We start from the raw sequence: 25,639 nt of genomic DNA, 5'->3' as shown, positions 1-25,639 counted from the left end.
TGTGATGGCAGTACAATTTTCAACCCAGCTTTCTTCAATACAGCTTCCTGCAACAACCTTTTCTGCAACAGCTGCGGCCTCTGCGCTGGTGGTGCATAAATTTGGTGGCAGCAGTTTAGCTTCGGCCGAACGTTTTCATGCGGTAGCGGATATTTTGTTATCGCAGCCGCAAGCGTCTGCCTGGGTGGTGGTGTCGGCGCCCGGTGATACCACCGACGCATTGTTGGCATTGCTGGACGTTGCCGCCGATCAAACCGAGCTTGAGCAACATTGGCAGGCACTTTCGCAGCAATTACGGTTATTGGTCACCCGCACTTTATCAGCAGCGACGGCGCCTTTGGTGCTGAATCAACTGAACAGCTGGTTGGCGGATGTGCCGGTGGCGGCGCAAACTGGTCGGTATAATGATGTGCTGGCGATTGGCGAGAAGCTGTCGACAATTTTGCTCAGTCATTTATTGCAGGATCGTGGTCAGCAGGCTACGGCCATTGATGCCCGTGATTTCCTGCGCCTGGATGGCCAGCAAGTACAATGGCAGCAATCAGCGGAGTTATTGCAGCAACTAGTACAGCCAGGTTTTAACGTGGTAACCGGTTTTATTGCCCGCACTGTCGATGGTAAAAGTATCACCCTTGGCCGCAACGGTAGTGATTATTCGGCGACTATTGTCGGCCGGCTGGTCTTGGCGCAAACCGTCAATATCTGGACCGATGTTGATGCCATTTACAGCGCCGATCCACGTAAAGTGCCGTCGGCCCATGCTTACCGGCAAGTGCCGTTTGCCCAAGCCCTTACATTAGCGCAGCTGGGAAATCCGGTATTACATGCAAAAACTTTAAGCCCACTGGCCGACTTCAACGCCGAACTGGTGGTACGCAGTAGTTACGAGCCGGAGCAACCGGGTTGTCGGGTCAGCCGCCAGGCGGCAATTGAAGTGCAGTTTGTCACTGATTTAGCCGATGTGGTGTTGGTCAACATTCCCAAAAACAGCAAAATTGCTGCTGAGCAAGCTGCCGCAGCATTGCAAAGCACCGTGTTTGCCGTGCCTGGTGATTTACAAAGCTGGGTGGTGGAGCAGAAAAATCTGGATGCACTGTTGAGCTTTTTAGGCCAGCAACAGATTTACCCAAGGGTCAGCAGCGCCCAATATCAGGCGATTGCCTGGGTCAAACCGGCCGCCAAGCAACAACAGCAATTATCGTTGCAAGCGGCGCATTGGCTGGAGCGGCAACAACCGGCTTTTAGTTTTGAAAACAGTGAACTGGCATTGTGGTTATTTCAGCCACCGTTATCGGCGCGCGAACTGACCGAGTTTCACCAGTTGTTATTGCCATCTCAGGTTCGTTTGAATGTGGTCGTCGCAGGCACCGGTAACGTGGGTTCGGAGTTCCTGGCGTTACTTGGCAAGCAACAACAAGCGTTTGCCGGGCAGATTGAACTGAAACTGGCAGGCGTGTTTAATTCCCGCCAGGCTTGTTTTAGTGATGATTTAACGGTGCAAAACTGGCCACAACAGTTAGCAACAGCACCGGCTTATCAGAAACAGGAATTGCTGGATTATTTAGCAGCGTTGCCAAATCCAAAAGTGCTGGTGGATATCACGCCGAGCAAAACTTTTGCTGAAGGTTATGGCGATTTTGTGCAGACCGGTTGCCATCTGATCAGTGCCAACAAACAAGGTGTAACTTTGCCGCTGGCGCAATATCAGCAGATCAGCGCTTTAGTAGCCGAGCAGCAAGTTAGCTGGCTGGCCAATACCACCGTCGGTGCCGGTTTGCCGGTACAACGGATTTTGCAGGAACTGCAAAGCTCAGGCGATCGTATCCGGCAAATCAGTGGCATTTTCTCAGGCACTTTGTCCTGGTTGTTATGCAAGTACGACGGCAGAGCACCTTTTTCAGAATTTGTAAAACAAGCGCAGACCGAAGGTCTGACTGAACCTGATCCACGCGATGATTTATCCGGCAAAGATGTACAGCGCAAGTTGCTGGTGCTGGCGCGGGAGCTGGGTTTAACTTTGGATATCAACGATATAGCACTTAACCCATTGTTGCCGGAAGGTCTTGAGCAAGGTAGCTGGGACGCGTTCTGGTTAAAACGTGATGAGTTGGACAGTGCGGTCGCTGCGACTTTTGCCAAGGCCAAAGCGGCCGGGCAAGTACTGCGGTATGTCGCGACATTGACGGTCACTGCGCAAGGGCCAAAGGCCAATGTGCAACTGTTAAGTGTGGCACCGGACCATCCGCTGGCTGCTATTCAGGCCTGTGATAACGTCTTTGTAATTGAGTCTGATTGGTATCAGGCCAATCCGCTAGTGCTGAAAGGTCCTGGCGCAGGTCGGTTGGTGACGGCCGGTGGTATTCATGCAGATTTGGCTATTTTAGCCCGTCAACAAATGGCGGCTGCCAAAGCTGCCCGCCATTCACAAGCGCAGGCCGCAGCCTGGGCCAATGAGCGCGCTTAAATTTTTCTGGCCTTAGCGCATCGCTAGGGCCGGTGTTTATTCAGTTTGCGCTGCAAAGTGCGGCGATGCATGCCAAGCAGGCGGGCGGTTTGTGAGATATTGCCGTCCTGCTCCTGCAATATCCGTTGAATATGTTCCCACGCCACTTGCTCGGTTGACATGAGTTCTGTCGCTGGCAAATCGGTTGGCAATTGCGTTTCTGTTTTAATCTCATTTGCCGTGACTTCTGTCAACGCCGATAACAACACACTGAAATCAATAGGTTTTGTCAGGTAGTCATCTGCTCCCAATTTCACCGCTTGCACCGCAGTGGCGATACTGGCAAAACCGGTCATGATCAAAATTCGGCTTTGCGGGCACTGATGACGCAGCGGCGCGACAAAACTTAAACCACTTTGGCTGCCAAACCGCAAATCGAGTAAATACACCTGTGCTTGCAAAGCGGCTAATGCGTCTACGTCCACCGGTTGTACAAAACCATCCGTTCGATGACCGGCCTGGGTTAAACGCCGGCTGAGGGTGCGTACCAGCGTTTCATCATCATCCATCAACACAATATGCATGGTCAGAGCGCCTGAAAACGAATGACGGTGACTGTGCCACCTTTCGGTGAATTGTGGCGGGAAATGTGCCCACCAAGTCGTTCAATCGAAGCATTCGCCAGAAACTGGCCCAGACCAAGCCCCTGGCTGTCGGGTTGTGGCTGTAAACCAAGTTCAGCCAGATGTTGTGAACTAAGACCAGCGCCAAAATCGCGCAGTTGCAGTTGAAATTGCTCTTGGTGCAAGCGAAGTTCAGCGTCGAGCTTTGGCTGCTCGTTGGCAATACTGGCGTCGGCGGCGTTGTCGAGAATATTAAATAACGCCGCAGTCCAGGCCAGCGCATCTTGCAGTTCACAACGCGATCCATCTTGTTGTTGCTTTAACGTCAGGCTGATCTCCGGCCGACTCACCAGCCACAATTGAATGGCCTGCAGGCTAATGTCCTGCACCGGTTGGGGCTGTGCTTTCTGACTGCGTAGTTGTTGAGCGCTGCTGCGAAGTTGTCGCACAATCTGCTGACATTTCGCCACTTCGGTCTGTAAATCCTGTAGTAGTTCGGTGGGCAAACTGTTGGGTTGTTGCGCCGGTTCGACTTTAAGTAATTCGTTGCTGAGCACTTGGTTATTAAGTAATTCATCGCTGAGCAAAGTGATGTTTTGCAGTGGCGTCGCCAAATCATGGGCGGCATTTGCAGCATAGGTGGCTACGGCCAGCATTTGTTCCTGCCGGCTTTGTTGCTGCTGCAGGTCATTCAGCTGCTGCGATTTTTGTTGGATTAACTTCGCCTGAGCGCTGATAAACCAGGCAATCAGCAAAGCAGACAACGCAAAAGCCCAGCCCATTTGTAACATATGTTGGTTAAAACCACTGGCGGCAGGCATCAGCGTATGGCCCATCTCTAAGTGCATGCTGTGATCCATGGCGGCTTGGGCATCACCAAGTTGCAGTAATAATGCGTAGCACCCCACGGCCAGCAAAGCGGTCAGATAGGCCAACAAGGGGGGTAATAAGACGGCACAGACGGCGACAGGTAGTAACAGCAAGGCAATTAAACCGTTGCTGGCGCCGCCACTGAGTACCAACAATAAAGTCAGAATCAACAAATCCAATAGAATACCGACAATAAATACCCGCTCCGGAAAACGTTGACCGCCCGGCCACACTGTAAGTGCCAGATTGCTGCAACCATGTAAAGTGAGTAATAGCAGCAGCAAAGGCCAGCTGGTCACCTGGTAAGACAAACTAAATGCCAGTGCCGAAGCGGCATATTCGGTCAGGATCAACCCCCAGCGAAATTGCTGAAACTGTCGAATTTGATGACGAGGCGCCAGTTCAGCGGCCGCCAATAACGGTTGTGTCATTTGAAACTCCCGATCCGGGCGTCGGTATTGGTACAAAAGGGGAAAGGATGATGCCGCGAGGATACTGAAAAATTCAGATAAACCAAAGTGTTTGATGTGAAGTGCTGCATGAAAACGCCGGACTTTTGCGGTTGAAAAAAGACGGGTGCAGTTGCACCCGTTGCAAAATGACTGCCAGACGCGATGGCTCACGTGTTCACGCAAGATCATCTCAATCGGACTGTTACACATTAACTGCATTGCAGACGCGGCGCGATGTGGCAAATTGTCGCAGCCGTTGTCTTCATACTCTTTGCCGCGGAGCCAGTTTTTTCCGTTCCTCCGGCAGAAGCTTGCCGCCAGTCACCGACAAAATTCCGACGCCGACCAAAAACCAAAGGTAGTGATTACCTGGTTGGCGAAACATTTAACAAATCCATTATTAATTCCATTTATTTCAATTGCTTAATCTTGATTTCTTTCTGTTTTTCACAGTGTGAGCTCGTTGCGGATACCGTGAACAACCAGATTTTGATGATGAATTACTTGAAATAACCAGCCAAAAATTTGGCTTATTTTGTTGGCCTGATAGTTGCTCTATCAGGTTGTAAGGATTACTGACCCTGCCTCAGGAACGGGCGCGACGTGATGACAATAAAAAAACATACAAATAAACTTACAAATTAGGGATTTACTCATGAAGTTATTCAATGCACAATCAAAAAATGAAGCAACAAAACCAGCAGTTCTGGATACCAAAGTATTAGGGGCTGAGTTTTTAGATCTGGTTGGTGGTGGTATTCTGGTCGGACCAAGACCGAAATTACCTCCGGTAAGTTCAGAAATTGAAACAACTGCGAATTTTTCTATGTAGGTACTAGTGAACCAATTAAAAAATGCCGTTAGAGATTTTTGTTACCTGACAATGTTTCTAGTGTCTTTAACGGCCGTTTTTTGGTTGACCGAACATCTTTTTCTTTTCCTGAATTCTTGTCTGTTAATTTTGTTAGTTGCCTTTATCACCAGACATCGTCGAGAAGTATGGCCTATTTTGTTAGTCATATTTTTGTTGATTTCTATCGAGTTTTTCATATTTATTGTGCTCGATGAACCCATGGCGTTGTTCTTGGTACTTTCGCTGTTCGATCTCTTTATTGCATTTTCCATTGTTCATTTTCACCGTGACAGATCACTGCTCGAATTGTGCAGAGTCAAACCGCCCGTTCGGCAGGTGCCGCAGGTTTACTTAATTTCATTGATGTTGGCATTGTCCTCGTTGTACTCGTTTTTACTAGGTACAGAAATGGTGTTTTATACCCTGGACAAGCAGATTTTTAACGATGTAGAACCATTTTTTTACAGTATCTATGTGCCGGTTAAAGTCACACTGAAGATTTTGTTCGACTTAAGTATCTGTTCTTTGGTGCTGATCCCAACCCGCTGGAAATTTCTACAAAAAATCGAACAAAGATTTGATTTGTAGCCTGTTGTTTCTGCTTCTCGTAGACTAAAGTCTGCCGTAAATTCAATCGTACACATTACTTTCTGCGTTATGCTAACAATCTGAAATTCAAAGTCTTCCGGGAGTTGCATGTCTCATCGCGCTTATCTGTTTTCATTGCGGATTGCCCATGCCCTGCGGGAGACTGCAGCAGAAGGTTATCACCGGCAGCAACTGTACAAAGATGTGATGGCTGGCATCAGCGTCGGCATTATCGCCATTCCACTGGCGATGGCATTGGCCATTGCTAGTGGCGTACCGCCGCAATACGGTTTATACACCGCCATTATCGCTGGTTTTATTATTCCACTCTGTGGTGGTTCCAGGTATAGCGTGTCTGGCCCAACCGCCGCTTTTGTGGTGATTTTGTATCCGGTGGCGCAAAAATATGGCCTCGGCGGTTTGTTACTGGCAACCATGCTATCAGGTGGTTTGCTGGTGCTGATGGCCACTTTGCGACTCGGGCGGTTTATTGAATATATCCCGGAAGCGGTCACCTTAGGTTTCACTGCTGGCATTGCGGTGGTGATTGCAACTTTGCAAATCAAAGACTTATTTGGCTTGCAGCTTGCCAGCATGCCGGAACATTACATCGAAAAACTGCAGGCCTTATTACTGGCTGCAGACACTGCGCACTGGCCCAGTCTGGTCGTCGCCACTGTCACTTTGCTGACAATGCTGAAATGGCCGAAATTAAATACCGCTGTTCCTGCCCATTTACCTGCTGTGTTAGTCGGTACGCTTGCTGCGTTGGCGCTCGGTTGGTTTGATTTTCCGGTTGAAACCATTGGCAGCCGTTTTCAATACACCGATATTACCGGCGCCATTGCCGCCGGAATTCCCGATATGCTGCCTAGTTTTATCTGGCCATGGCAACAAGCTGGCGCTGACGGGAGCGTGCTGGTTTGGAGTTCGCAAATGGCCAAAGACTTGTTGGCGGCGGCTTTTGCCATGGCGATGTTAGGCGCTATTGAATCCTTATTGTGCGCGGTGGTACTCGATGGCATGACCGGCCGGCGACACAGCGCCAACAGCGAATTGCTGGGGCAAGGCATCGGTAATCTGATCACACCATTTTTTGGTGGCATCACCGCAACGGCTGCGATTGCGCGTTCAGCGGCGAATGTCAAAGCGGGAGCGCAGTCGCCGCTGGCGGCAATGATCCATGCTTTAGTTGTATTGTTGGCGCTGCTGGTGTTGTCAAAATGGCTGGCGTATTTGCCAATGGCGGCGATGGCGGCACTGCTATTAATGGTGGCCTGGAATATGAGTGATGCCGGTAAAGCGCTGCATTTAATCAATACCGCACCACGCAGCGATATCTGGGTGTTTAGTGTGTGTTTCTCCTTTACCGTATTGTTTGACATGGTAGTCGCGATCACCTGCGGCATTATCTTTGCGGCCTTGTTGTTTGTACGTGAAGTGGCTGAAATGACAAAGGTTTCTGATGTTACTGACAGTCCAAAACTGGTGCCGGATAAACTGGCTGACGGTATAAAAGTGTTCCGAATTAGTGGTCCGCTGTTTTTCGCTGCGGCAGACCGGGTTTTTGCAGAATTGTCTGCACTTTGCAAAGGTCAACATTCGGTGGTGCTGGTGATGGATGGTGTCTCAGTCCTGGATGCTGGTGGCTTAGTCGCTTTGGATAAATTTATCAGCGCTTGTGATCATGCCAACTGCCAAATTTTATTGGCCGACTTGCAGTTTCAACCGCTGAAAACATTAGCCAAAGCGAAAATAAGACCGGTCGAAGGATTGCTGGCGTTTTACCCAACGTTAACGGAAGCATTAAAAGATTTGCCGACCCGTGAGCAGCAATGGCGTGATGCTGAGCAAAATACGCTGCAGGATTCCGGGCTTTAAATTGTCTTTTTGGGGACGGAGCTTTGAAACTTGCTTGAGGTAGATGACCATTCTTCCTTTCATGGCGTTTGCTGACGCATCGTCATTATCGAAAAAGTCGCCATTTTCAGCTAGCCTTAGCAGCAAGTGTGCACCATCAAACTCGAATACTGGATCTGTTGAAGACGGAAGTTAATTAATATTAATTCATAAAAACAGCATAAAAATTCTTGAAAGTGCATGAGCTACCCATTACACTGGCCGCATCTTTTCTGGCGTGGCCATTTTGATCATTTGTTTTTGGAGATCGACCCCTGATGTCGTCTGAGTTGCCAACCCAAACCTCAAACTCTGCTGTTTTGAATAATAAAACAGTTGTTCGCAGCGCCGTATTAGGTGCTGCCGGTTATAGCGGCGCTGAATTGTGCGCTTTATTGACCAGAAACCCTTATTTTGAGCTCTGCTTTGCTTATGCCTCTGCCGGCCGCAAAGCAGAGCCTTTTTCTTCGCTGTACCCACGTTTCCAGCAGCAAGTAGACGTATTGGTTGAACCCTGGACGGACGACGAAATTGACCGTATCAAAGGCAAAGTTGATGTAGCATTTTTAGCGCTGCCGCATGAAGCCAGTGAAGAAGTGGCGCCAAAACTGATGGCTGCAGGCATCGTCGTCGTCGATTTGTCGGGTGCTTTTCGGTTAAAACAGGCTGACCTTTATCCAAAATTTTATGGTTATGAACATCAACATCCGGCGTTGTTAAATGAAGCCGTTTATTCACTGATGGAATGGTTGGACAAGCCATTACCACAGCTGATTTCGGTACCGGGTTGTTATCCAACCGCCTGTACTTTGGCGTTATTACCTTTGTTAAAAGCAGGTTTAGTGGCCGATGGCTGTATTCCCGTCATTAACGCCACCAGCGGTGTGTCTGGTGCAGGTCGTAAAGCGGCGCTCAATACCTCGTTTTGCGAAGTCGGCTTAAATGCGTATGGCTTCTTCAAACATCGGCACCGGCCTGAAATAGAACAAAATTTAGGGCGTAAAGTGGTGTTCACGCCACATTTAGGTAACTTTAAACGCGGTATTCTGGCCACCAGCGTGGTGACGTTAAAAGCAGGTGTTACCGCTGAGCAAGTGCAAGCTGCCTTTGTTGAGGCTTATGCCAATAAACCGCTGGTGCGGTTAACGGCAGCGTCGCCGAATGTGGCGGATGTCGACGGCACACCATTTTGCGATATTTTCTGGCAACAAGACGGTGAACAACTGGTGGTGGTTTCGGCGATCGATAATTTACTCAAAGGTGCTGCAGCGCAAGCGATGCAGGCCGCCAACGTCAAGTTTGGCAAGCCGGAAACGGCGGGTTTGTTTGCCTTTGCTAAAGCAGGAGCGTTGTGATGAGCCAACACTCCCAAGCAAACGCAAAAACGCCATTGGTGTTAAAAATGGGCGGCCGGTTGTTGCAAGACAACAACGCTTTAGACGCTTTACTTAAAGTTGTCGCTGAACTTGCCACCCAATATCCAATTGTATTGGTACACGGCGGTGGTGATCAGGTAGACAGCTGGCTGGCAACGTTTGGTTTTAACACCCAGAAAATTGACGGTCAGCGCGTGTCGCCAAAAGAGCAGATGCCGGTGATTACCGGAGCCTTAGCGGGTGCAGTGAATAGCTTAATGGTGTCGCGGGCACAGCTGCAGGGCTTAAATGCGGTTGGTTTAACTTTAGCTGCCGGCAAAAGTCTGAAGTTTGAAGTCAACACCAAATTGGGTGCTGTGGGTATCGCCAAAGCCAACGATGGCACTTTAGTGAACACCTTACTTCAAAGCGGTTTTGTGCCTGTTTTTAGCTCAATTGGCCAAAGTGATGCCGGCGATTTATTGAATGTTAACGCCGACTTAGCCGCAGCCGCCATTTGTCAGTTGGTGCAAGGGCAGCTGGTGTTACTGACCGATGTGCCGGGTATTCTGGACGCCGAAGGCAAATTGATTAGCACGCTGGATGGTAAAGGTGCACAGGCATTGGTCGATAGCGGCGTGATTAAAGGCGGCATGAAAGTGAAATTAGATGCCGCGCTGGAAACTGCGGCAGCACTGCGACGATCGATCGTTGTTGCCGGCTGGCAGCAACCGAATGATTTATTAAAACTGATGCAACAACAAGCAGTAGGAACTTGCATCAGTGAATAAGGGGGCAGATCGAATCATCGGGAAACCCTCAACCCCACTGAAATCCGCTATTACGAAGGTCTGACGCTGTTAGACCGACGAGCCGATTTCCCCAATAAGGAAGCCGCAGCGCGGTCGAGCAGTGTGAGTTATGAGTCAATTAAAACAGCTGTTATGTTTAGCTGAACTGGATCAACAACAATTGGCGGGCTTGCTGGATTTAGCCCAGGAAATTAAACAAAACCCAAACAACTACAGTACTGCGCTCAAAGGCAAAAGTATTGCATTGGTGTTTGAGAAACCGTCCTTGCGTACCCGGGTCAGCTTTGATGTGGGTATCAACAAACTGGGTGGCCATAGCGTGTACCTGGACCAGCAAAACGGTGCCATGGGTGTACGTGAATCGGTGGAGGATTTCGGCAGTAATTTAGCCTGCTGGACTGACGCGATAGTAGCGCGGGTTTATTCGCAGCAAAGCCTGATTAAACTGGCACAAAGCAGCAAAAAACCGGTGATTAACGCACTGAGCGACCTGTATCATCCGTGCCAGGCGCTGGCCGATTTGCTGACGTTAAAAGAGCAATTTGGTGATTTATCCAAGGTGCATCTGGCTTTTGTCGGCGATGGTAATAATGTCTGTCATTCTTTGATGTTAGGTGCTGCCATCATGGGCATGACCTTAACTGTGGTGACGCCACCTGGTTTTGGCCCGGATGCGCATGTGCTGTTAAAAGCGCAGGCGTTAGGCCAGGAAAGTGGTGCCAAGCTGACGCTGAGTCAACATGTGTCGTCAGCCTCCGGTGCCGATGCCATTTATACCGACACCTGGATGTCGATGGGCAATAAGGCTGATCCGTCCATGGTCGAAAAAATCTTTGCCCCTTATCAAATTAATACTGCCGTGATGCAGCGGCTGGCAGTGAAGAACTTTATGCACTGTCTGCCAGCGCATCGTGGCCATGAAGTGACCAGCGAAGTGCTGGACAGTGATTATTCGTTGGTGCTGCAGCAGGCGGAAAACCGTATGCATGCGCAAAATGCCGTTTTAGTAAGTTTATTTGCCTGAGGCCGAACATGAGTGATGTAAAACAAAACGTGAAAAAAGTTGTACTGGCGTATTCTGGTGGTCTGGATACTTCGGCCATTGTGCCTTGGCTGAAAGACAACTATGACTGTGAAGTGATTGCTTTTGTTGCCGATGTTGGCCAGGGTGCCGAAGACTTGGCTGGCGTGGAAGAAAAAGCCATTAAATCTGGTGCCAGCAGCTGTTACATCGTTGATTTACGTGAACAATTTGTCAAAGAAGTGATTTACCCAACACTGAAAGCCGGTGCTGTGTATGAAGGCCAATATTTACTGGGTACCTCGATGGCACGGCCCATTATCGCCCGCGCTCAGGTTGAGTTGGCGCTGAAACTCGGTGCGGATGCGCTCTGTCACGGTTGTACCGGTAAAGGTAATGATCAAGTGCGGTTTGAAGGCGCTTTTGCCGCTTTAGCACCGCAGCTGAAGGTGATTGCGCCATGGCGTGAGTGGGAATTTAATTCCCGTCAGTCACTGCTGAATTATCTGGCCGAGAAAAACGTGCCTACCACAGCAACAGCGACCAAAATTTATAGCCGTGACGCCAACTTATTCCATATTTCGCACGAAGGTGGCGAGCTGGAAAATCCGTGGAACGAGCCATCTGATCAGGTCTGGATGTGGACCAAGTCACCGGAGCAAGCACCGGATAAAGCGGAATATTTACAGCTGAGTTTTGAAAAAGGCGAACTGACTGCTATTAACGGCAATGCGGTTGGCGCGATTGAAGCGATTGAACAGCTGAACGCCATTGGTTCTGAGCATGGTGTTGGCCGCATCGACATCGTTGAAAACCGTTTAGTCGGCATGAAATCGCGTGGCTGTTATGAAACGCCAGGCGGCACTATTATTGTTGCGGGTCTGCGGGCACTGGAATCCTTAGTCTACGACCGTACGTCATTGAAATACCGCGAAGAAGTGGGCTTAGAAGTGGCGCAACTGGTGTATGACGGCCGTTGGTTTACGCCATTAAAAGACGCCTTATTTGCGGCTTCCAACTCGCTGGCTGAACAACTGACCGGTGATATCGTGGTCAAACTGTATAAAGGTCAGGTGACAGTGGCGAAACGTCGTTCACCGAACAGCCTGTACTCCGAAGCTTTTGCCACCTTTGACGGTGATGAAGTGTATAACCAGAAAGATGCCGCCGGTTTTATCCGTCTGTATTCACTGGCCAGCCGCATTCGGGCGCTGCACGCTAAATAATCAGCGCTTTGCCGGTCGGCGTTGGTTGACCAAATTAAATTAAGCAGCGGTTTCGGCCGCTGTTTTTGTTCAGGATTGTGAGGAAAGTATCATGGCCATGTGGGGCGGACGTTTTCAGGAAGCCAGTCTGGATGAATTCCGGGCTTTTAATGATTCATTAGCGTTTGACTACTTATTAGCGCAGCAAGATATCGCCGCATCGCGCAGCTGGGCCATTGGTCTGGCCGAAGCTGGCATTATCACCGCGGAAGAAGCAACGTTACTGGATGGTGCGCTGGCCGAACTGGCGCTGGAAGTCGAAGCTAATCCAGAGTTGCCGCTGCAAACCAAAGAAGAAGATATTCATAGTTGGGTCGAAGCCAAGCTTGGCGAAAAAATCGGTCATGCCGCGAAAAAGCTGCATACCGGTCGTTCTCGCAATGATTTGGTCGCCACCGATTTACGGCTGTGGAGCAAACTGAACGCCGGTTTAGTGCGCGATGCGTTGCAATCTGCCATCGGTGCACTGCTGACCTTTGCCCGCAGCCACTATGGTTTAGTGATGCCTGGTTTTACCCATTTACAACGCGCACAACCGGTTTTGGTGAGTCACTGGGCTTTGGCTTATGTCGAAATGTTCCGCCGTGATCTGAGCCGGATTGATGATGCCTTAGCACGGATGGATGTTTGTCCGCTGGGCTGCGGCGCTTTGGCTGGTACCGGCGTATTGCTGGACCGGGTGGCGGTAGCTGAACGGTTAGGTTTTGCTGCTGCGGCGCGCAACAGCTTAGATGCAGTGTCAGATCGCGATTATGTAGTAGAGCTTTCTGCTGCTGCCAGTTTGTGTCTGACCCATTTATCGCGGTTATCAGAAGATGTGATTTTCTTCTGCTCCGGCGAAGCGGGCTTTTTTAAACTGGGCGATGCGATTTCTTCAGGTTCGTCGTTGATGCCACAGAAGAAAAACCCGGATGTATTTGAGCTGCTGCGCGGTAAAACTGGCCGGGTGCTGGGCCATTTAGTCGGTATTTTACATGTGCTCAAAGGCTTGCCGCTGGCTTACAACAAAGATATGCAGGAAGACAAACAGGGCTTTTTCGACCTGATGGCCACTTGGCAGCAATGCTTACTGGTGCTGGCCACGGTGCTGCCACATTTGTCGGTCAACGCCGGGCAATGTCGGCGCGCCGCTGAACTTGGTTACAGCAACGCCACCGATTTAGCCGATTACCTGGTTGGCAAAGGCGTAGCGTTTCGCGATGCGCATGAGTTATCGGGCGAACTGGTGCTGAAAGCTTCAGCCCAGCAAAAACCATTGGAAGCTCTGGCGTTAGCAGACCTGCAAGCGGTATCGCCGCTAATTGGCGACGACGTTTATGCTGCGCTGACTATCGAAGCCGGTCTGGCTAAACGTGCTGCCTTGGGCGGAACTTCGCCAGAGCAGGTGGGCAGTGCGTTAACAGCCGCTGAGCAGTGGTTTTCGGCTTTATGATGCCTGATCCAATGGTGATGACAACAGACTGAAATAAAACTTCTGGTTATTCAAAAAAAACAGCTGGTAACATCCAGCTGTTTTTTTCTTTTAAATCAATCCGCCTGGCTTAGCGGAAAATATCGATTTCTTCCGGCTTTTGCTGATGTTCCGGCAAATCCGGATTATTCGGACTGGCATATTGCGTGGGTTCAGTGCCTTGCTGGAAAAACTCAAAACTGCTGCTGTTATCAGTTGCCTGCGTCAGTAAGCCGGTTTTATTGTCAATCCGTACCGAAACTATCCCAACAGGTGCAGGCGGGAATTTTTCCGGTAAATCAGCGAGCGCGGCTGCCGCATAAGTTTGCCATGGTGGCAGGGCAGTGCGGGCACCAGATTCGCCGCCGGACACTTGCTCCACGCCGAGATTATTGTTCCAGGCCGTTTTACCTAGCACACTTTCAGCGTCATCAAACCCGACCCAACTGGTGATCACCAAATCCGGGGTGAAACCAGAAAACCAGGTGTCTTTCACATCGTTGGTGGTGCCGGTTTTGCCGGATAAATCCCGTCGTTTTAATGCTTTGAGATTTTTTGCAGTACCGTCCCAGCCATCGCCGCCCCAGACTGCACTTTTCATCGCTTCGGCAATTAAAAAGGCATTTTGCGGTGAAATCACCCGTGGTGCGAACGTTTCAGCAGGTGTTGCAGTTGCATCGGTGGGCGCTGGTGCTGTTTCGCTCACTGGCGCGCTTTCCAAGTTGCCCAAGTCGTCCGCTGCTGGCTGCTCAGCAGCGACAACGTCCGCTTGCGCTATTGCTGGTTGGCAATCCTGACAAACTTTGATCTGCTGATGCTCAAAGATCACATTGTTCTGGTCATCAAGAATTTTAGTGATCACATAAGGTTTCACCAGATAACCACCGTTGGCGAACACGGCATAACCGGTCGCCAGCTCCAGCGGAGTTAATGAAGCAGAACCCAACGCCAGCGTTTGGTTACGCGGCAAGTCGTTTTTATGAAAGCCAAATTTGGCTAAGTGATTGATCGTATGATCAATACCAACGCCGCTGATCAATCGCACCGACACCACGTTTTTCGATTTTGCCAGTGCTTCGCGCAAGCGGATAGGGCCGTCATACACATCAGGTGAATTTTTCGGCCGCCACGCAGTACCTGAACCAGCGTCCCATTCATGGATAGGCGCGTCATTCAGCACCGAGGCTAAGGTATAACCATGCTCCAGCGCAGCGGAGTAAATAAAAGGTTTGATGTTCGAACCGACCTGGCGATTGGCCTGGGTCACCCGGTTAAACTGGGTCAGACCAAAGCTATAACCACCAACCAGCGCCCGGACCGCACCATCGGTTGGATCAAGAGCGACCAAAGCGCTACTTGCTTGTGGTAACTGACTTAACCGCCATTCACCCTGTTGTTCCCGCACATAAATGTGCATGCCTGGCGCCAAAATTTGGGTGGCAGACTTTGGCGGATTGGCCTGGCGTTCGTGGCTAATAAAGGTGCGGGCCCATTTCAACCCGTCCCAGCCCAGTTGCACCTTGCGACCGCCGGCAATCATCACTTCCGCACTGCGGTTTTCGACCAACGTCACCACCGCCGGCGTCAGTTTTTCGATGGCGTCCTGTTGGTCGAGATAAGCCAGAATGGCTTCTTCGGATAAGCGTTTTTCTTCAATGAAGCTGACGGATCCGTCTTCATTTTCCTGACGTGTTGCTGGCCACACCACTGCAACCGGCCCACGGAAACCATGGCGTTCGTCGTAGTTGTGCAGATTTTGTTGTAATGCCTGTACAGCGATAGCCTGCTGTGTCGAGTGGACCGTGGTGAAAACCTGGAAGCCTTTAGAATAGGCTTCGTCTTCGCCATAAGTGTCGACAATTTCTTTGCGGACCATTTCCGCCAGATATGGTGCAGATGCGGTAATTTGCGCACCGTGCAATTTCGATACGATCGGTGCCTGAATCGCTTCATCATATTGTTGCTGAGTGATATAACCGACCGTCAGCATGCGCCCAAGCACAATATTGCGTCTCGCTCTGGCACGGCTTGGTGAGCGAACCGGGTTTAATACCGAAGGCGCTTGCGGCAAACCGGCGATGATTGCCATTTCAGATAATGTCAGGTCTTGAATATTCTTGCCAAAATATACTTGCGCTGCGGCGCCGACACCAAATGCCCGTTGACCCAATTCAATCCGATTCAGGTACAACTCGAGAATTTCATCTTTGGTCAGCAGCTCTTCAATATGAAAGGCCAAAAAGGCTTCTTTTATTTTGCGGATGATTTTCTTTTCCCGACTAAGGAAAAATAATCGGGCAAGCTGTTGGGTAATGGTGCTGGCGCCCTGGCTATAATCGCCGGTGGTTGCGACGACTGTGGCCGCACGGAACACACCGATGACATCAATGCCCGGATGCTCGTAAAAACGCGCATCTTCGGTTGCAAGCACCGCCTGGATCAATAAAGGTGGTATTTCATTGATCTTTAGGGGGATCCGGCGCTTCTCTCCAAATTGGGAAATAAGTTCGCCATCCTGACTAAATACGCGCATTGGCGTTTGTAATCGGACATCCTTCAGCGTCTCTACACTCGGCAGGTCATCTTTCAGATACAGGTAGCTGCCGAATATCACAGTCAGACCTGCAATAAAGCAACTTAGGGTAATAATTACCAGTTTTTTAAGCCAAGACACTGAATCGCCCCAATTTTTACTCCCATTTACTAAAATAGGCTGCTAGTATAAATTTATTAGCAGTCGTTAAAGCTCTTTAGTTACGTGTTAAAACGGCTAAGCTAAAAATCAAAACCATAATAATCATAAATTTGATACGGCCGCAGGAAGCTATGATAAATCGCCTGTTTCAGACAAAAAACCCTTTAATCCTAGGGGTAGATATCGGTGCTCACACTGTGAAGGCTGTGTTGCTCAGTCAGCATGGCGGGCATTATAAAGTAGAAGCCTTTGCAATAGAACCCATGATTAAAGGCTCAATGAACGAGCGTGAGATCCAAGACATCGAAGCCGTTGGCAATGTCATCGGTAAAATCCGCAAAAAAATTCCTAAAACTGTTAAGTTCGCCGCAGCGGCAGTCTCTGGTTCCACCGTGATTAGCAAAGTGATTTTCATGGATGCCACCCTGACCGATGCTGAACTTGCCAGTCAGATTGAAGTTGAAGCCGACAGTTTAATCCCTTATCCGTTAAGTGAAGTCAGTCTCGACTTTGAAAAACAAGACCTGAACAGCAACGACCCCTCAAAAGTAAATGTGTTGCTCAGCGCCGCCCGAACTGAAAGTGTGCAAACGCGGGTCAGTGCGCTGGACCAGGGCGGTTTTGCCGCCCGGGTCATCGATGTCGAAAGTTATGCCCTCAGCCGCGCTGCGGAACTTTGTGCCAGACAACTGCCATCAGACGCTAAATCGAAATTAGTCGCAGTGGTCGATATTGGTGCCACCATGACCTTACTCAGTATTCTGGAAGATGGTAAAACCCTCTACACCCGCGACCAGGTATTTGGTGGCGAGCAATACACCCGCAGTATTGTCTCTTATTACGCGAAAACTTATGAAGAGGCAGAACAGGCAAAAGTCGCCAATGATTTGCCACCTAACTATACCTTTGAAGTGCTGGCGCCTTTTCAGACCATGTTATTACAGCAAGTGCGCCGCGGTATTCAGATGTATCTGACCACTTCAGGTCGTGACAATATTGATTATTTACTGATTTCCGGCGGCACCAGCCTCATCGAAGGTGTCGACAAATTGTTGACCGACGAGCTCGGTATTCACACTGTGGTTGCGAATCCATTTTTGCATATGGAAACTGCAGCTTCCGTTGACCGCGAATTGCTCAATCAGGTTGCTCCCCAGTTAATGGTGGCGAGTGGCCTGGCGTTACGGAGTTTCTCAACATGGCATATATAAATTTATTGCCGTGGCGTGAAGCGCAGCGGAAACAACAACAAACTCAGTTTATGACTGTCCTCAGCGCAGCGGGGATTTTAAGTTTCGGCGCCATTTTCGGTTTAAGTGCGGTCTACGGCGCAAAAATTGAAGGCCAGAATAGTCGAAACACCTACTTACAAGGTGAAATTACCATTCTGGAACAGCGTATTATTGAAATCCGCGAATTGGATGAGAAAAAGAAAAACCTGCAAAAACGGATGGAGCTGATCAGTCAGCTGCAAAGTAGCCGAAATCTTGGTACCCAGATTATGGACGAGATTGCTTCAGTCGTGCCGGCCGGTGTCTATTTATCGAATTTACAAAAACAAGGACCGTCTTTGTTGTTGGTTGGCAAAAGTGAATCAAACAACCGGCTATCCAATATGATCCGCTCGGTTGAAAGTTCCGAATTGCTTAAAGATCCACTGCTGGAGTTTATCGAAGCGGGTAAAGATCAGACTCAATTGCTAAGCGATTTCAAAATCCATTTGACCGTGAAGGGTTTTGAAGCTGTTCAGGGCGCGACCACCGGCACCACCGGTGCGCCAAAGCCTGCCAAGCCAGTACCGGGAGCAGCCAAATGAGCATGAATTTTAATTTAGAAGAACTCAACAATCTTGATATGTCCGATATGGGCTCATGGCCAGTTGCAGCAAAAGCAATGGTGGTGGCGATATTGGTGTTGATGATTGGCGTGTTAACTTTCTTTCTGTTGGTTGATGATCAGATTAAACAATTGGAAATGTCGGAAGCAAAAGAGCAGGAGCTGCGTCAGATCTATCGGGTGAAGTATGCTTCGGCGGTGAATCTGGAATTGTACAAGGCGCAGATGGTTGAAATGGAAGAAACATTCTCCTATCTGTTAAAGCAGCTGCCAGCCACCCACGAAACACCTGGTTTGCTGGACGACATTACCTATGCCGGAACTTCGACCGGGTTAACCTTTGTGAAAATCAACTGGTTACCGGAAATAGAAAAAGACTTTTACACCGAACTACCGATTAAAATCGACGTCGTGGGTGACTACCACCAATTTGGTAATTTCGTCAGTGAAGTTGCCAAATTACCCCGGATCGTTTCGTTACACGATTTTTCGGTCACCACAGATAATGATGAACGTTTGGTATTTAACGTCGTGGCAAAAACCTACCGGTATAAGGAGGCTCAATAATGAAGCGTTCTTTACCGGTTGTTTGCGTCAGTTTGCTGCTGCTGCAGGGTTGTTACGACGATTTAACCGACATCCAGCAGTTTATGAATACGGTCAAAGCCAGTACTCCGGCGAAAATTCCGCCGCTGCCGGAAGTGAAAGAGTTCGTGCATATTAGTTACAAATCAGCGCAGTCGCGCAGTCCGTTCAGTGCGCCTCGTCCTGAAGCTGTGCAGGAAAAATATGCACAAATTCAAGACTGTCTGAGCCCTGATCCGGCCCGGCGCAAAGAGCCGCTGGAGAAGTACGCGCTGGATAACCTGAAGATGCGTGGTACTTTAGGTGACGAAAATGATATTTGGGCGCTGGTTGAAGCGTCAGACAAGACCTTACACCGGATCAGTAAAAACAATTACATTGGCTTGTTTCATGGCCGTGTGATTAACGTTGATCCGGCTCAAGTGGAATTACTGGAACTCATTCCTGATGGTGCAGGTTGTTGGAAAGAACGAACCACAGTACTGCCAATGGCTGAACCAGCAGCTGTAGCCAGCAAATAAGGTGTGCGAGAGAAGCATGGAAAATACAACTAAAACAATCAAAAAATTACCGGTTAGCCGTCGTCTGCTGCTCGGGATCCTGTTGCTGTCTGCCGCGCCTGCGATGGCGGTGCCGTTACTTTATGACGTACGGTATAACCCGCTGAGTACCGGTGAAACGGAAATTGAATTTGTATTTGATGAAGATTTACAGGCTGAGCCAACGGTTCAGGTCCTGAACGAGCCTTCCCGCATCGAATTGACCTTTGCTGAAGCTGATTACGAAGAAAAATTAGCTGATGTGGAAATTGATAAAGCCGGTGTACAAAGAGCCAAATCTGAATTTTTTAATGAAGGTTTTAAAACCTCAATTTATCTGGACCATCTGAAGCTTTATCGCACTCGGGTCAAAGGCAACGTGTTTTATCTGCAGATTTCCGACAACCCAACGGAATCCACGCCAGGACAAACCGCTGATGTGACGCCTACTTATATCAACAAAGTGAATGCCATCGATTTTCGCCGTGGCGAAAAAGGCGAAGCGCGGGTGCTGGTATTTTTAAAAGAAAATACCGCAGCTGTTGATGTGTCCGAAAAACTCGGCAAGATCATCGTGGAATTCCACAATACCGATATTTTGGAAGAACTGTTGTATCAATTGGATGTGCTGGATTTCGGCACTGTGGTCAAAGGCATTGAAACCTTTAAAGAAGGTGCTTTAACCCGCATCGTGATTGAACCTACTTCTGCTTTTAAATTTAACTACCAGCAAATTGACAATATTTTCAGCTTGTCGGTAGAAAAAGATGCGTCAGCCGTTGGCTTTATGGCCGGTGGTAAAGAATATAAAGGCCGGGCTATTTCATTAAACTTTCAGGATATTCCGGTACGGACCGTACTGCAGATTATCGCCGACTATAACGGCTTTAACCTGGTGACCAGTGATTCGGTCGTAGGCAACATCACGCTGCGTCTGGATGGTACACCTTGGGATCAGGCGCTGGATATCGTGTTAAAAGTGCGGGGTCTGGATAAACGGATGGATGGCAACATTCTGATGATAGCGCCGACCGATGAACTGGCAGAACGTGAAGCCAAAGAGTTACAAGCGCGGAATAAAGTGGAAGAACTGGAAGCGCTATATTCAGAATTTATCGCCATTAACTATGCCAAAGCGGCAGATATTGCGAAGTTACTGAGCAACAAAGATGCGTCACTGCTGACTGCCCGTGGTGTGGCATCGGTGGATGACCGCACCAATACAATTCTGCTGAAAGACACAGCCAAAGCCATTGAGAACGTACGTCGTTTAGTCGAGCGTCTGGATGTACCTGTGAAGCAGGTTCTTATCGAATCGCGGATGGTGACGGTTAAAGACAGTGTCGCGGATGAACTGGGTATTCGTTGGGGTTTTAATGACCAGCAAAATACTAAAGGGGTGGGTGGTTCGTCGCTTGCTGCGAACCAGTTGGCCAATGGACAGATCCCAGGGCTCGGAACTGCCGACTCTCGTGGTGATCGTTACAATGTAAATCTACCGCTAAGCAGCACATCAGCAGGCCGTATTGGTTTCCATATTGCCAAATTAGGCGATGGCACCCTGATTGACTTAGAGCTGTCTGCGTTAGAAGAAGAAAACAAAGCGGAAATTGTCGCTTCACCAAGAATTTCCACTGCGAACCAAAAACAGGCTCGGATTGAGCAAGGTGTGGAAATTCCTTATGTGCAGTCCGCTTCAAGTGGTGCCACCACAGTCGAATTCAAAAAGGCCGTCTTGAGCCTGGAAGTGACACCACAAGTGACGCCGGATAACAAAATTATCCTCGACTTAATCGTCACTCAGGATACCGAAGGTAAGATTGTGCCGACAGCAACTGGTAACGCGGTCGCCATTGACACCCAGCGTATTCAGACACAAGTGTTAGTGGATAATGGTGAGACCATTGTATTGGGTGGTATTTACCAGCAACAAACGATCAATACTGTACAAAAAGTGCCGTTCTTTGGCGATATCCCTTACGTAGGTGCAATGTTCCGTCGTTCACTGGATAAGACCGAGAAGAAAGAATTATTGATATTTGTCACGCCCAAAATACTGACTGAAGGCCAGTAGCCATTCTGCTCAAAGCTGTCAGGGCCCGTCCGGGCCCTGACAAATTTAGCTTGCTAAGCTGTCGGCAAAACTGACATAATTCAGCGCTTCAAATTTTCGTGGGAGCTTTTAGGTCCTGACATCAACCCTCATTTAGTTAGCTGATTAGCATTACGACATATGGCAGAGAAACGCAATATCTTCCTTGTTGGCCCTATGGGCGCAGGAAAAAGTACCATTGGCCGTCATTTAGCAGAAATGCTGCATCTCGACTTCTACGATTCAGATCAGGAAATTGAGCGCCGTACTGGTGCTGATATAGCCTGGGTCTTTGATCTGGAAGGCGAAGAAGGCTTTCGGGTACGTGAAGAAAACGTCATTGAAGATTTAACTGAACTCCAGGGTATTGTACTTGCCACAGGTGGTGGTTCAGTGATTAGCAAAGAAACCCGCAATCGTTTGTCAGCGCGTGGCATCGTGGTCTATCTGGAAACTCCAATTGAGAAACAGGTCGCCCGTACCCAACGTGACAAAAGACGTCCATTATTACAAACCGAAGAAGCTCCGCAGCACGTTTTGGAACGGCTGGCAGCAGAGCGTAACCCACTGTATGAGGAAATCGCAGATTTCACCATCAGAACAGACGAGCAAAGTGCCCGTTCGGTTGCAAATCAAATTGTTGAACAACTGGGTTTTTAATTTTTCCAGCTAAAGGGGGCTGTCGATGGAAAAAGTTGCCGTTCAACTTGGCCAGCGCAGTTACCCAATTGTCATTGCGCCTGGTTTATTGTCAGGCGCAGGGCAAGTGCCGGAGCTCCAGCAGCTTTGGCAGTTCAAAAAAGTCGTGATCCTCTCCAATCCTGTAGTTGCTGCGCTTTATCTGCCGCAGTTACAAGCATTGTTCGGCCAGCAAAACCTGTTTGAATTGCTGCTGCCCGACGGTGAAGCTTACAAAAATCTGCAATCTTTTGACCAGGCCAATACCTTTTTGCTGGAGCATGGCATCGCGCGGGATGCGCTGCTGGTGGCTCTGGGTGGTGGCGTGATTGGTGATTTAACCGGTTTTGTTGCCGCCTGTTATCAGCGTGGCGTGGCTTTTGTACAGGTTCCAACCACTTTGTTATCACAGGTCGATTCGTCGGTCGGTGGTAAAACAGCCATTAATCATCCGCTTGGCAAAAATATGATCGGTGCTTTTAACCAGCCTTTGGCGGTGATCATCGACACATCCGTGTTGCACTCGTTACCACAGCGTGAGTTTTCCGCTGGGATGGCCGAAGTGATTAAATATGGTTTGTTAGGGGATGCCACGTTTTTCCAATGGCTGGAGCAACATCAGGATGCGCTTGGCAAATTGCAGGAGCCGCAGCTGAGCCAGATGATTAAACACTGCTGCCAGATGAAAGCTGATATTGTCAGCCGTGATGAAACTGAGCAGGGCGAACGAGCTTTGTTAAATCTGGGCCATACCTTCGGTCATGCGATTGAAGCCTGGCTTGGCTATGGTACCTGGTTGCACGGTGAAGCCGTTGCTGTTGGCATGATGATGGCGTTTGAACTGGCCCATGCCCGTGGCTGGATTGACGTAGCGACTGTTGAACGGGTTCGCCAGTTATTAGCTTACTTCAATTTGCCGGTACAACCGCCTTTGGGTATGCAGATTGCCGATTTTATGCCCTATATGAAAACCGACAAAAAAGTTAAAGACGGCAAAATGCGGTTTATCTTGCCTCAAACGCTCGGTGCCGCCATTATCGTCGATGATGTCACTGAATCAGAATTACAGCGGGTTTTCGCCGGATAATCATGTCGCACTTACAACAAAAATTATTAAAAATTCAGGGATTATTGCCTTCACAGCGCAGCTGGCTGGAGCGTTTAGTCTTTCAGCTGGAGTTTAACCCTTATCAATTGATTCATATGGTTGGTGCTGCCGGTTCTGGCAAAACAACCCTGACCTTAGCCATTGCTGATCTGCTGTCGAACGAATTTAACCTGGCTTTGATTAAAGCCGAGCCGGAACTCAGTGCCGTACGGGTACGCCAACACGTGTTAGAGCACTGGTTTGGTACCTGTAAAGATGCCAATCGTACTTTATTACAGTTGGTCGGTGATCGTCCCTTAAACGAGCCTCTGGCGTTGGTGATTGACCAGGCTGAACAACTTCCGGCTGAATTGTGGGCCGAGCTGGCTGAACTGCCTTGTCTGGTGATTGCAGCCACCGAACATGCCGATGCCCACGCTGAACTGAATTTACCTTTGCCTGCTTTAACCCTGCAAGATGCCGAGATGCTGCTCAAAGATAGTGAGCTCAGTACCTTAAGTGTTGCCGATCGATTGGATAACGCGCAGGGAAATATTCATCTATTACTGGATCCCAGTTTAAAACGCCAACTACAACCCGCCAAAGTTGATCTGAAGCCGGCGTCTTTGGCCTATCCGCTTTCGGTGTTTAGCGTTGGCATGCTGGTGATAGCCGCTGTGGTAGTTTTTTGGCTGTGGACAGAACAGCAAAATCGTCCTGATGGCCTTGGCCAGCTCACCTATCTGCCAGAAGAGCAAGAAGTACAAACCAGCACAGTACCTGTAGCAGCGCCTTCGGCCAGCAAAGCCGTGGTGGAACAGTTGGTCGGTCAGTTGGAGCAAGTGGGCAGTAAAACTGCGTCTTCCTCAGCTTCCGGATTGGCCAAACCTGTTGATTTTTCTGAAGGTGCTGAAGTCACTTCTACAAATAATGATCAAAAATCTGTGACAGAACAGATGGTGGAACCGGTAGAGACTCCGGTCGCCAGCACCGGCAATAGCCGTCAACCAGCAGTAATTGATGAAGCTGTAACAACAGCGACACCCGCTGAGTCCGCCGAATTGCCTGCTGTGAAAACCGACGATGCCCAGAATATCCCGGTATCCGGTGACAGCAAAGTGCCTGATTTAACACAAGGTGTTGAGCCAGAGCCGCAATCACCTGAAGTGGTGATCGCCGCTGAGACAGAAGTTTCAGTAGCCGAGCAAATGGCGGAAGAACTGAATAACGAACCAGCGTCAACGTCGCAGTCAGTGGAGCCTGATCTGGCCGCTGAAGCACAGGCTGAACTCGCACAAAGCAGCACCAGCAATGGCGGTTATGGTTATGCCGAAGCTGACTTGTTATCGATGTCCGGTCAGGCGGTAGCATTGCAGCTGGTGGTTCTGTCCAATGATGGCGCACTCAAAGATTTTGTTGCCAGTTATCCAGGACTGGAAACTTACACCTATCAACGACAAAAAAATGGCCAGCGGCAATTGATTGTCGTGATGGCCCCTTTTGCCGATTCGACCGAAGCCAAGGCCCAAATCAGCCAGTTACCGCCCGCATTGCAGCAGGCTTTTGTGAAACCGTTAGCCGATATTCACAGCGAAATCAGCATTCAATAGTCAGGTGGCGTCAGGTTGAGCAAAATAGTTACCGTGAAAAAGCAACGGGCATTTTTGAAATGGGCGGGCGGGAAATTCAATCTGGTCGAAGCGATCACCGGCCATTTGCCGGCAGCTGACGTTTTGGTTGAACCTTTTGTTGGTGCGGGTTCAGTGTTTTTAAATACTGATTATTCGCGTTATTTGCTGAACGACATTAATGCCGATCTGATCCATTTATATCAGTTTTTACAAACGAGACCGGCACAACTGATTGCCGATGCCCGAATGTTTTTTACTGAAGGCCACAATGACAAAGCCAGTTATCTGGCGATCCGGCAGCAGTTCAATCAAACGACAGATCCGTACTTGCGCTCTTTGCAATTTTTGTATCTGAACCGGCATTGTTACAATGGCTTATGTCGTTATAACCAATCGGGGTTGTTTAATGTGCCGTTTGGTTCTTACAAAAAACCGTATTTCCCGGAAGCTGAATTAGAGGCTTTTGCCGAAAAAGCCACCCGCGCCACATTTGTCTGCCTCGATTACCAGCAGTTGTTTGCTCAATTGCCAACCGGCGCTGCAGTGTATTGTGATCCGCCATACGTACCATTATCAAAAACTGCCAGTTTTACTTCTTATGCCAAAAATAGCTTTAACCTGGATGATCAGGCGGATTTGGCCAGTCTATCTGAGCAAGCCACACTGAGTGGGCATAACGTACTTATTAGCAACCACGACACCAGCTGGACCCGAAAAATATATCAGGGCGCTGAGTTGCATTCAATCCAGGTCGGGCGTTCAATCAGTCAAAAAGGCAGTACCAGAGGCAAGGTTGCTGAGTTGTTTGCGCTGTATCGTAGTCGCAAATAACAAGTTGACGTTAAATAGGGTTGGCAACTTCATT

21 protein-coding genes are annotated in these 25,639 nt (G+C 49.1%); 18 read left to right on the top strand and 3 right to left on the bottom strand.

Annotated features, from left to right (window positions below):
* Window positions 1–4 precede the first annotated feature (4 nt).
* The gene (metL, locus tag A5320_RS04380) at window positions 5–2,464 is read left to right on the top strand and encodes a bifunctional aspartate kinase/homoserine dehydrogenase II (RefSeq protein WP_082971526.1); all 2,460 of its coding nucleotides are present in this window, start codon (window positions 5–7) and stop codon (window positions 2,462–2,464) included.
* A 23-nt stretch (window positions 2,465–2,487) separates the two neighbouring features.
* Here the strand turns inward: metL and A5320_RS04375 are convergent, their stop codons facing one another.
* Together A5320_RS04375 and A5320_RS04370 are read right to left on the bottom strand one after the other, a co-directional pair.
* The gene (locus A5320_RS04375) at window positions 2,488–3,027 is read right to left on the bottom strand and encodes a response regulator transcription factor (RefSeq protein ID WP_068061413.1); all 540 of its coding nucleotides are present in this window, start codon (window positions 3,025–3,027) and stop codon (window positions 2,488–2,490) included.
* 2 nt (window positions 3,028–3,029) lie between these two features.
* Window positions 3,030–4,367 carry a sensor histidine kinase gene (locus A5320_RS04370; RefSeq protein WP_068061410.1) on the bottom strand — a complete coding sequence of 446 codons (1,338 nt, stop codon included), beginning with the start codon at window positions 4,365–4,367 and terminating at the stop codon, window positions 3,030–3,032.
* A 676-nt stretch (window positions 4,368–5,043) separates the two neighbouring features.
* Here A5320_RS04370 and A5320_RS21880 point away from each other — a divergent pair.
* The 8 genes from A5320_RS21880 (at window position 5,044) to argH (ending at window position 13,613) form a co-directional block, all read left to right on the top strand.
* Window positions 5,044–5,220, top strand: a complete 177-nt coding sequence (locus A5320_RS21880; protein WP_157605631.1) for a hypothetical protein — start codon at window positions 5,044–5,046, stop codon at window positions 5,218–5,220.
* A gap of 429 nt (window positions 5,221–5,649) precedes the next feature.
* On the top strand, window positions 5,650–5,829 hold the full coding sequence (locus A5320_RS21875; protein ID WP_157605629.1) for a hypothetical protein: 180 nt from the start codon (window positions 5,650–5,652) through the stop codon (window positions 5,827–5,829).
* Between the two features lie 108 nt (window positions 5,830–5,937).
* Complete coding sequence (gene dauA / locus A5320_RS04355; protein WP_068061404.1) at window positions 5,938–7,710, top strand: C4-dicarboxylic acid transporter DauA; 1,773 nt, start codon at window positions 5,938–5,940, stop codon at window positions 7,708–7,710.
* Window positions 7,711–8,006: 296 nt separating this feature from the next.
* Window positions 8,007–9,083, top strand: a complete 1,077-nt coding sequence (argC, locus tag A5320_RS04350) for an N-acetyl-gamma-glutamyl-phosphate reductase (RefSeq protein ID WP_068061401.1) — start codon at window positions 8,007–8,009, stop codon at window positions 9,081–9,083.
* Entirely contained in the window at window positions 9,083–9,874 is a 792-nt protein-coding gene (argB, locus tag A5320_RS04345) for an acetylglutamate kinase (RefSeq protein WP_068061398.1), read from the top strand. Before argC ends, argB begins: the two co-directional genes overlap by 1 nt.
* A 130-nt stretch (window positions 9,875–10,004) precedes the next feature.
* Window positions 10,005–10,919, top strand: coding sequence for an ornithine carbamoyltransferase (locus tag A5320_RS04340; protein ID WP_068061395.1), 915 nt, complete (start codon window positions 10,005–10,007; stop codon window positions 10,917–10,919).
* A gap of 8 nt (window positions 10,920–10,927) precedes the next feature.
* Window positions 10,928–12,142 carry an argininosuccinate synthase gene (locus A5320_RS04335; protein ID WP_068061392.1) on the top strand — a complete coding sequence of 405 codons (1,215 nt, stop codon included), beginning with the start codon at window positions 10,928–10,930 and terminating at the stop codon, window positions 12,140–12,142.
* 91 nt (window positions 12,143–12,233) lie between these two features.
* Entirely contained in the window at window positions 12,234–13,613 is a 1,380-nt protein-coding gene (gene argH, locus A5320_RS04330) for an argininosuccinate lyase (protein ID WP_068061390.1), read from the top strand.
* A gap of 109 nt (window positions 13,614–13,722) precedes the next feature.
* Here the strand turns inward: argH and A5320_RS04325 are convergent, their stop codons facing one another.
* The gene (locus A5320_RS04325; RefSeq protein WP_068061388.1) at window positions 13,723–16,305 is read right to left on the bottom strand and encodes a penicillin-binding protein 1A; all 2,583 of its coding nucleotides are present in this window, start codon (window positions 16,303–16,305) and stop codon (window positions 13,723–13,725) included.
* Between the two features lie 152 nt (window positions 16,306–16,457).
* On the opposite strand from A5320_RS04325, the gene A5320_RS04320 reads away from it, so the two are divergent.
* The 9 genes from A5320_RS04320 to A5320_RS04280 all read left to right on the top strand — a co-directional run bounded on the left by A5320_RS04320 (window position 16,458) and on the right by A5320_RS04280 (window position 25,605).
* Complete coding sequence (locus A5320_RS04320) at window positions 16,458–17,537, top strand: pilus assembly protein PilM (protein ID WP_068061385.1); 1,080 nt, start codon at window positions 16,458–16,460, stop codon at window positions 17,535–17,537.
* Window positions 17,525–18,142, top strand: coding sequence for a PilN domain-containing protein (locus A5320_RS04315; protein WP_068061382.1), 618 nt, complete (start codon window positions 17,525–17,527; stop codon window positions 18,140–18,142). The genes A5320_RS04320 and A5320_RS04315 overlap by 13 nt, the downstream gene beginning before the upstream one ends.
* Window positions 18,139–18,729 (top strand): type 4a pilus biogenesis protein PilO, encoded by a 591-nt coding sequence (locus A5320_RS04310; RefSeq protein ID WP_197489970.1) that lies wholly within the window; start codon window positions 18,139–18,141, stop codon window positions 18,727–18,729. The genes A5320_RS04315 and A5320_RS04310 overlap by 4 nt, the downstream gene beginning before the upstream one ends.
* Complete coding sequence (locus A5320_RS04305; RefSeq protein ID WP_068061371.1) at window positions 18,729–19,268, top strand: pilus assembly protein PilP; 540 nt, start codon at window positions 18,729–18,731, stop codon at window positions 19,266–19,268. Before A5320_RS04310 ends, A5320_RS04305 begins: the two co-directional genes overlap by 1 nt.
* A gap of 16 nt (window positions 19,269–19,284) precedes the next feature.
* Complete coding sequence (locus A5320_RS04300) at window positions 19,285–21,360, top strand: type IV pilus secretin PilQ (protein ID WP_068061370.1); 2,076 nt, start codon at window positions 19,285–19,287, stop codon at window positions 21,358–21,360.
* Between the two features lie 159 nt (window positions 21,361–21,519).
* Window positions 21,520–22,038: a shikimate kinase AroK gene (gene aroK / locus A5320_RS04295; protein WP_068061367.1), complete on the top strand. Its 519-nt coding sequence runs from the start codon at window positions 21,520–21,522 to the stop codon at window positions 22,036–22,038.
* Window positions 22,039–22,063: 25 nt separating this feature from the next.
* Window positions 22,064–23,143, top strand: coding sequence for a 3-dehydroquinate synthase (gene aroB, locus A5320_RS04290; RefSeq protein WP_068061364.1), 1,080 nt, complete (start codon window positions 22,064–22,066; stop codon window positions 23,141–23,143).
* 2 nt (window positions 23,144–23,145) lie between these two features.
* Window positions 23,146–24,753 carry an AAA family ATPase gene (locus A5320_RS04285; RefSeq protein WP_068061361.1) on the top strand — a complete coding sequence of 536 codons (1,608 nt, stop codon included), beginning with the start codon at window positions 23,146–23,148 and terminating at the stop codon, window positions 24,751–24,753.
* 15 nt (window positions 24,754–24,768) lie between these two features.
* The gene (locus A5320_RS04280) at window positions 24,769–25,605 is read left to right on the top strand and encodes a Dam family site-specific DNA-(adenine-N6)-methyltransferase (protein WP_231916648.1); all 837 of its coding nucleotides are present in this window, start codon (window positions 24,769–24,771) and stop codon (window positions 25,603–25,605) included.
* The last annotated feature ends 34 nt before the right edge of the window (window positions 25,606–25,639 follow it).

Origin of the sequence: Rheinheimera sp. SA_1, assembly GCF_001669775.1 — a bacterium.
In the GTDB taxonomy this organism is placed as follows: domain Bacteria; phylum Pseudomonadota; class Gammaproteobacteria; order Enterobacterales; family Alteromonadaceae; genus Pararheinheimera.
The sequence above is the reverse complement of the archived record's forward strand: the minus strand, read 5'-3'. Positions and strand labels throughout refer to the sequence as shown.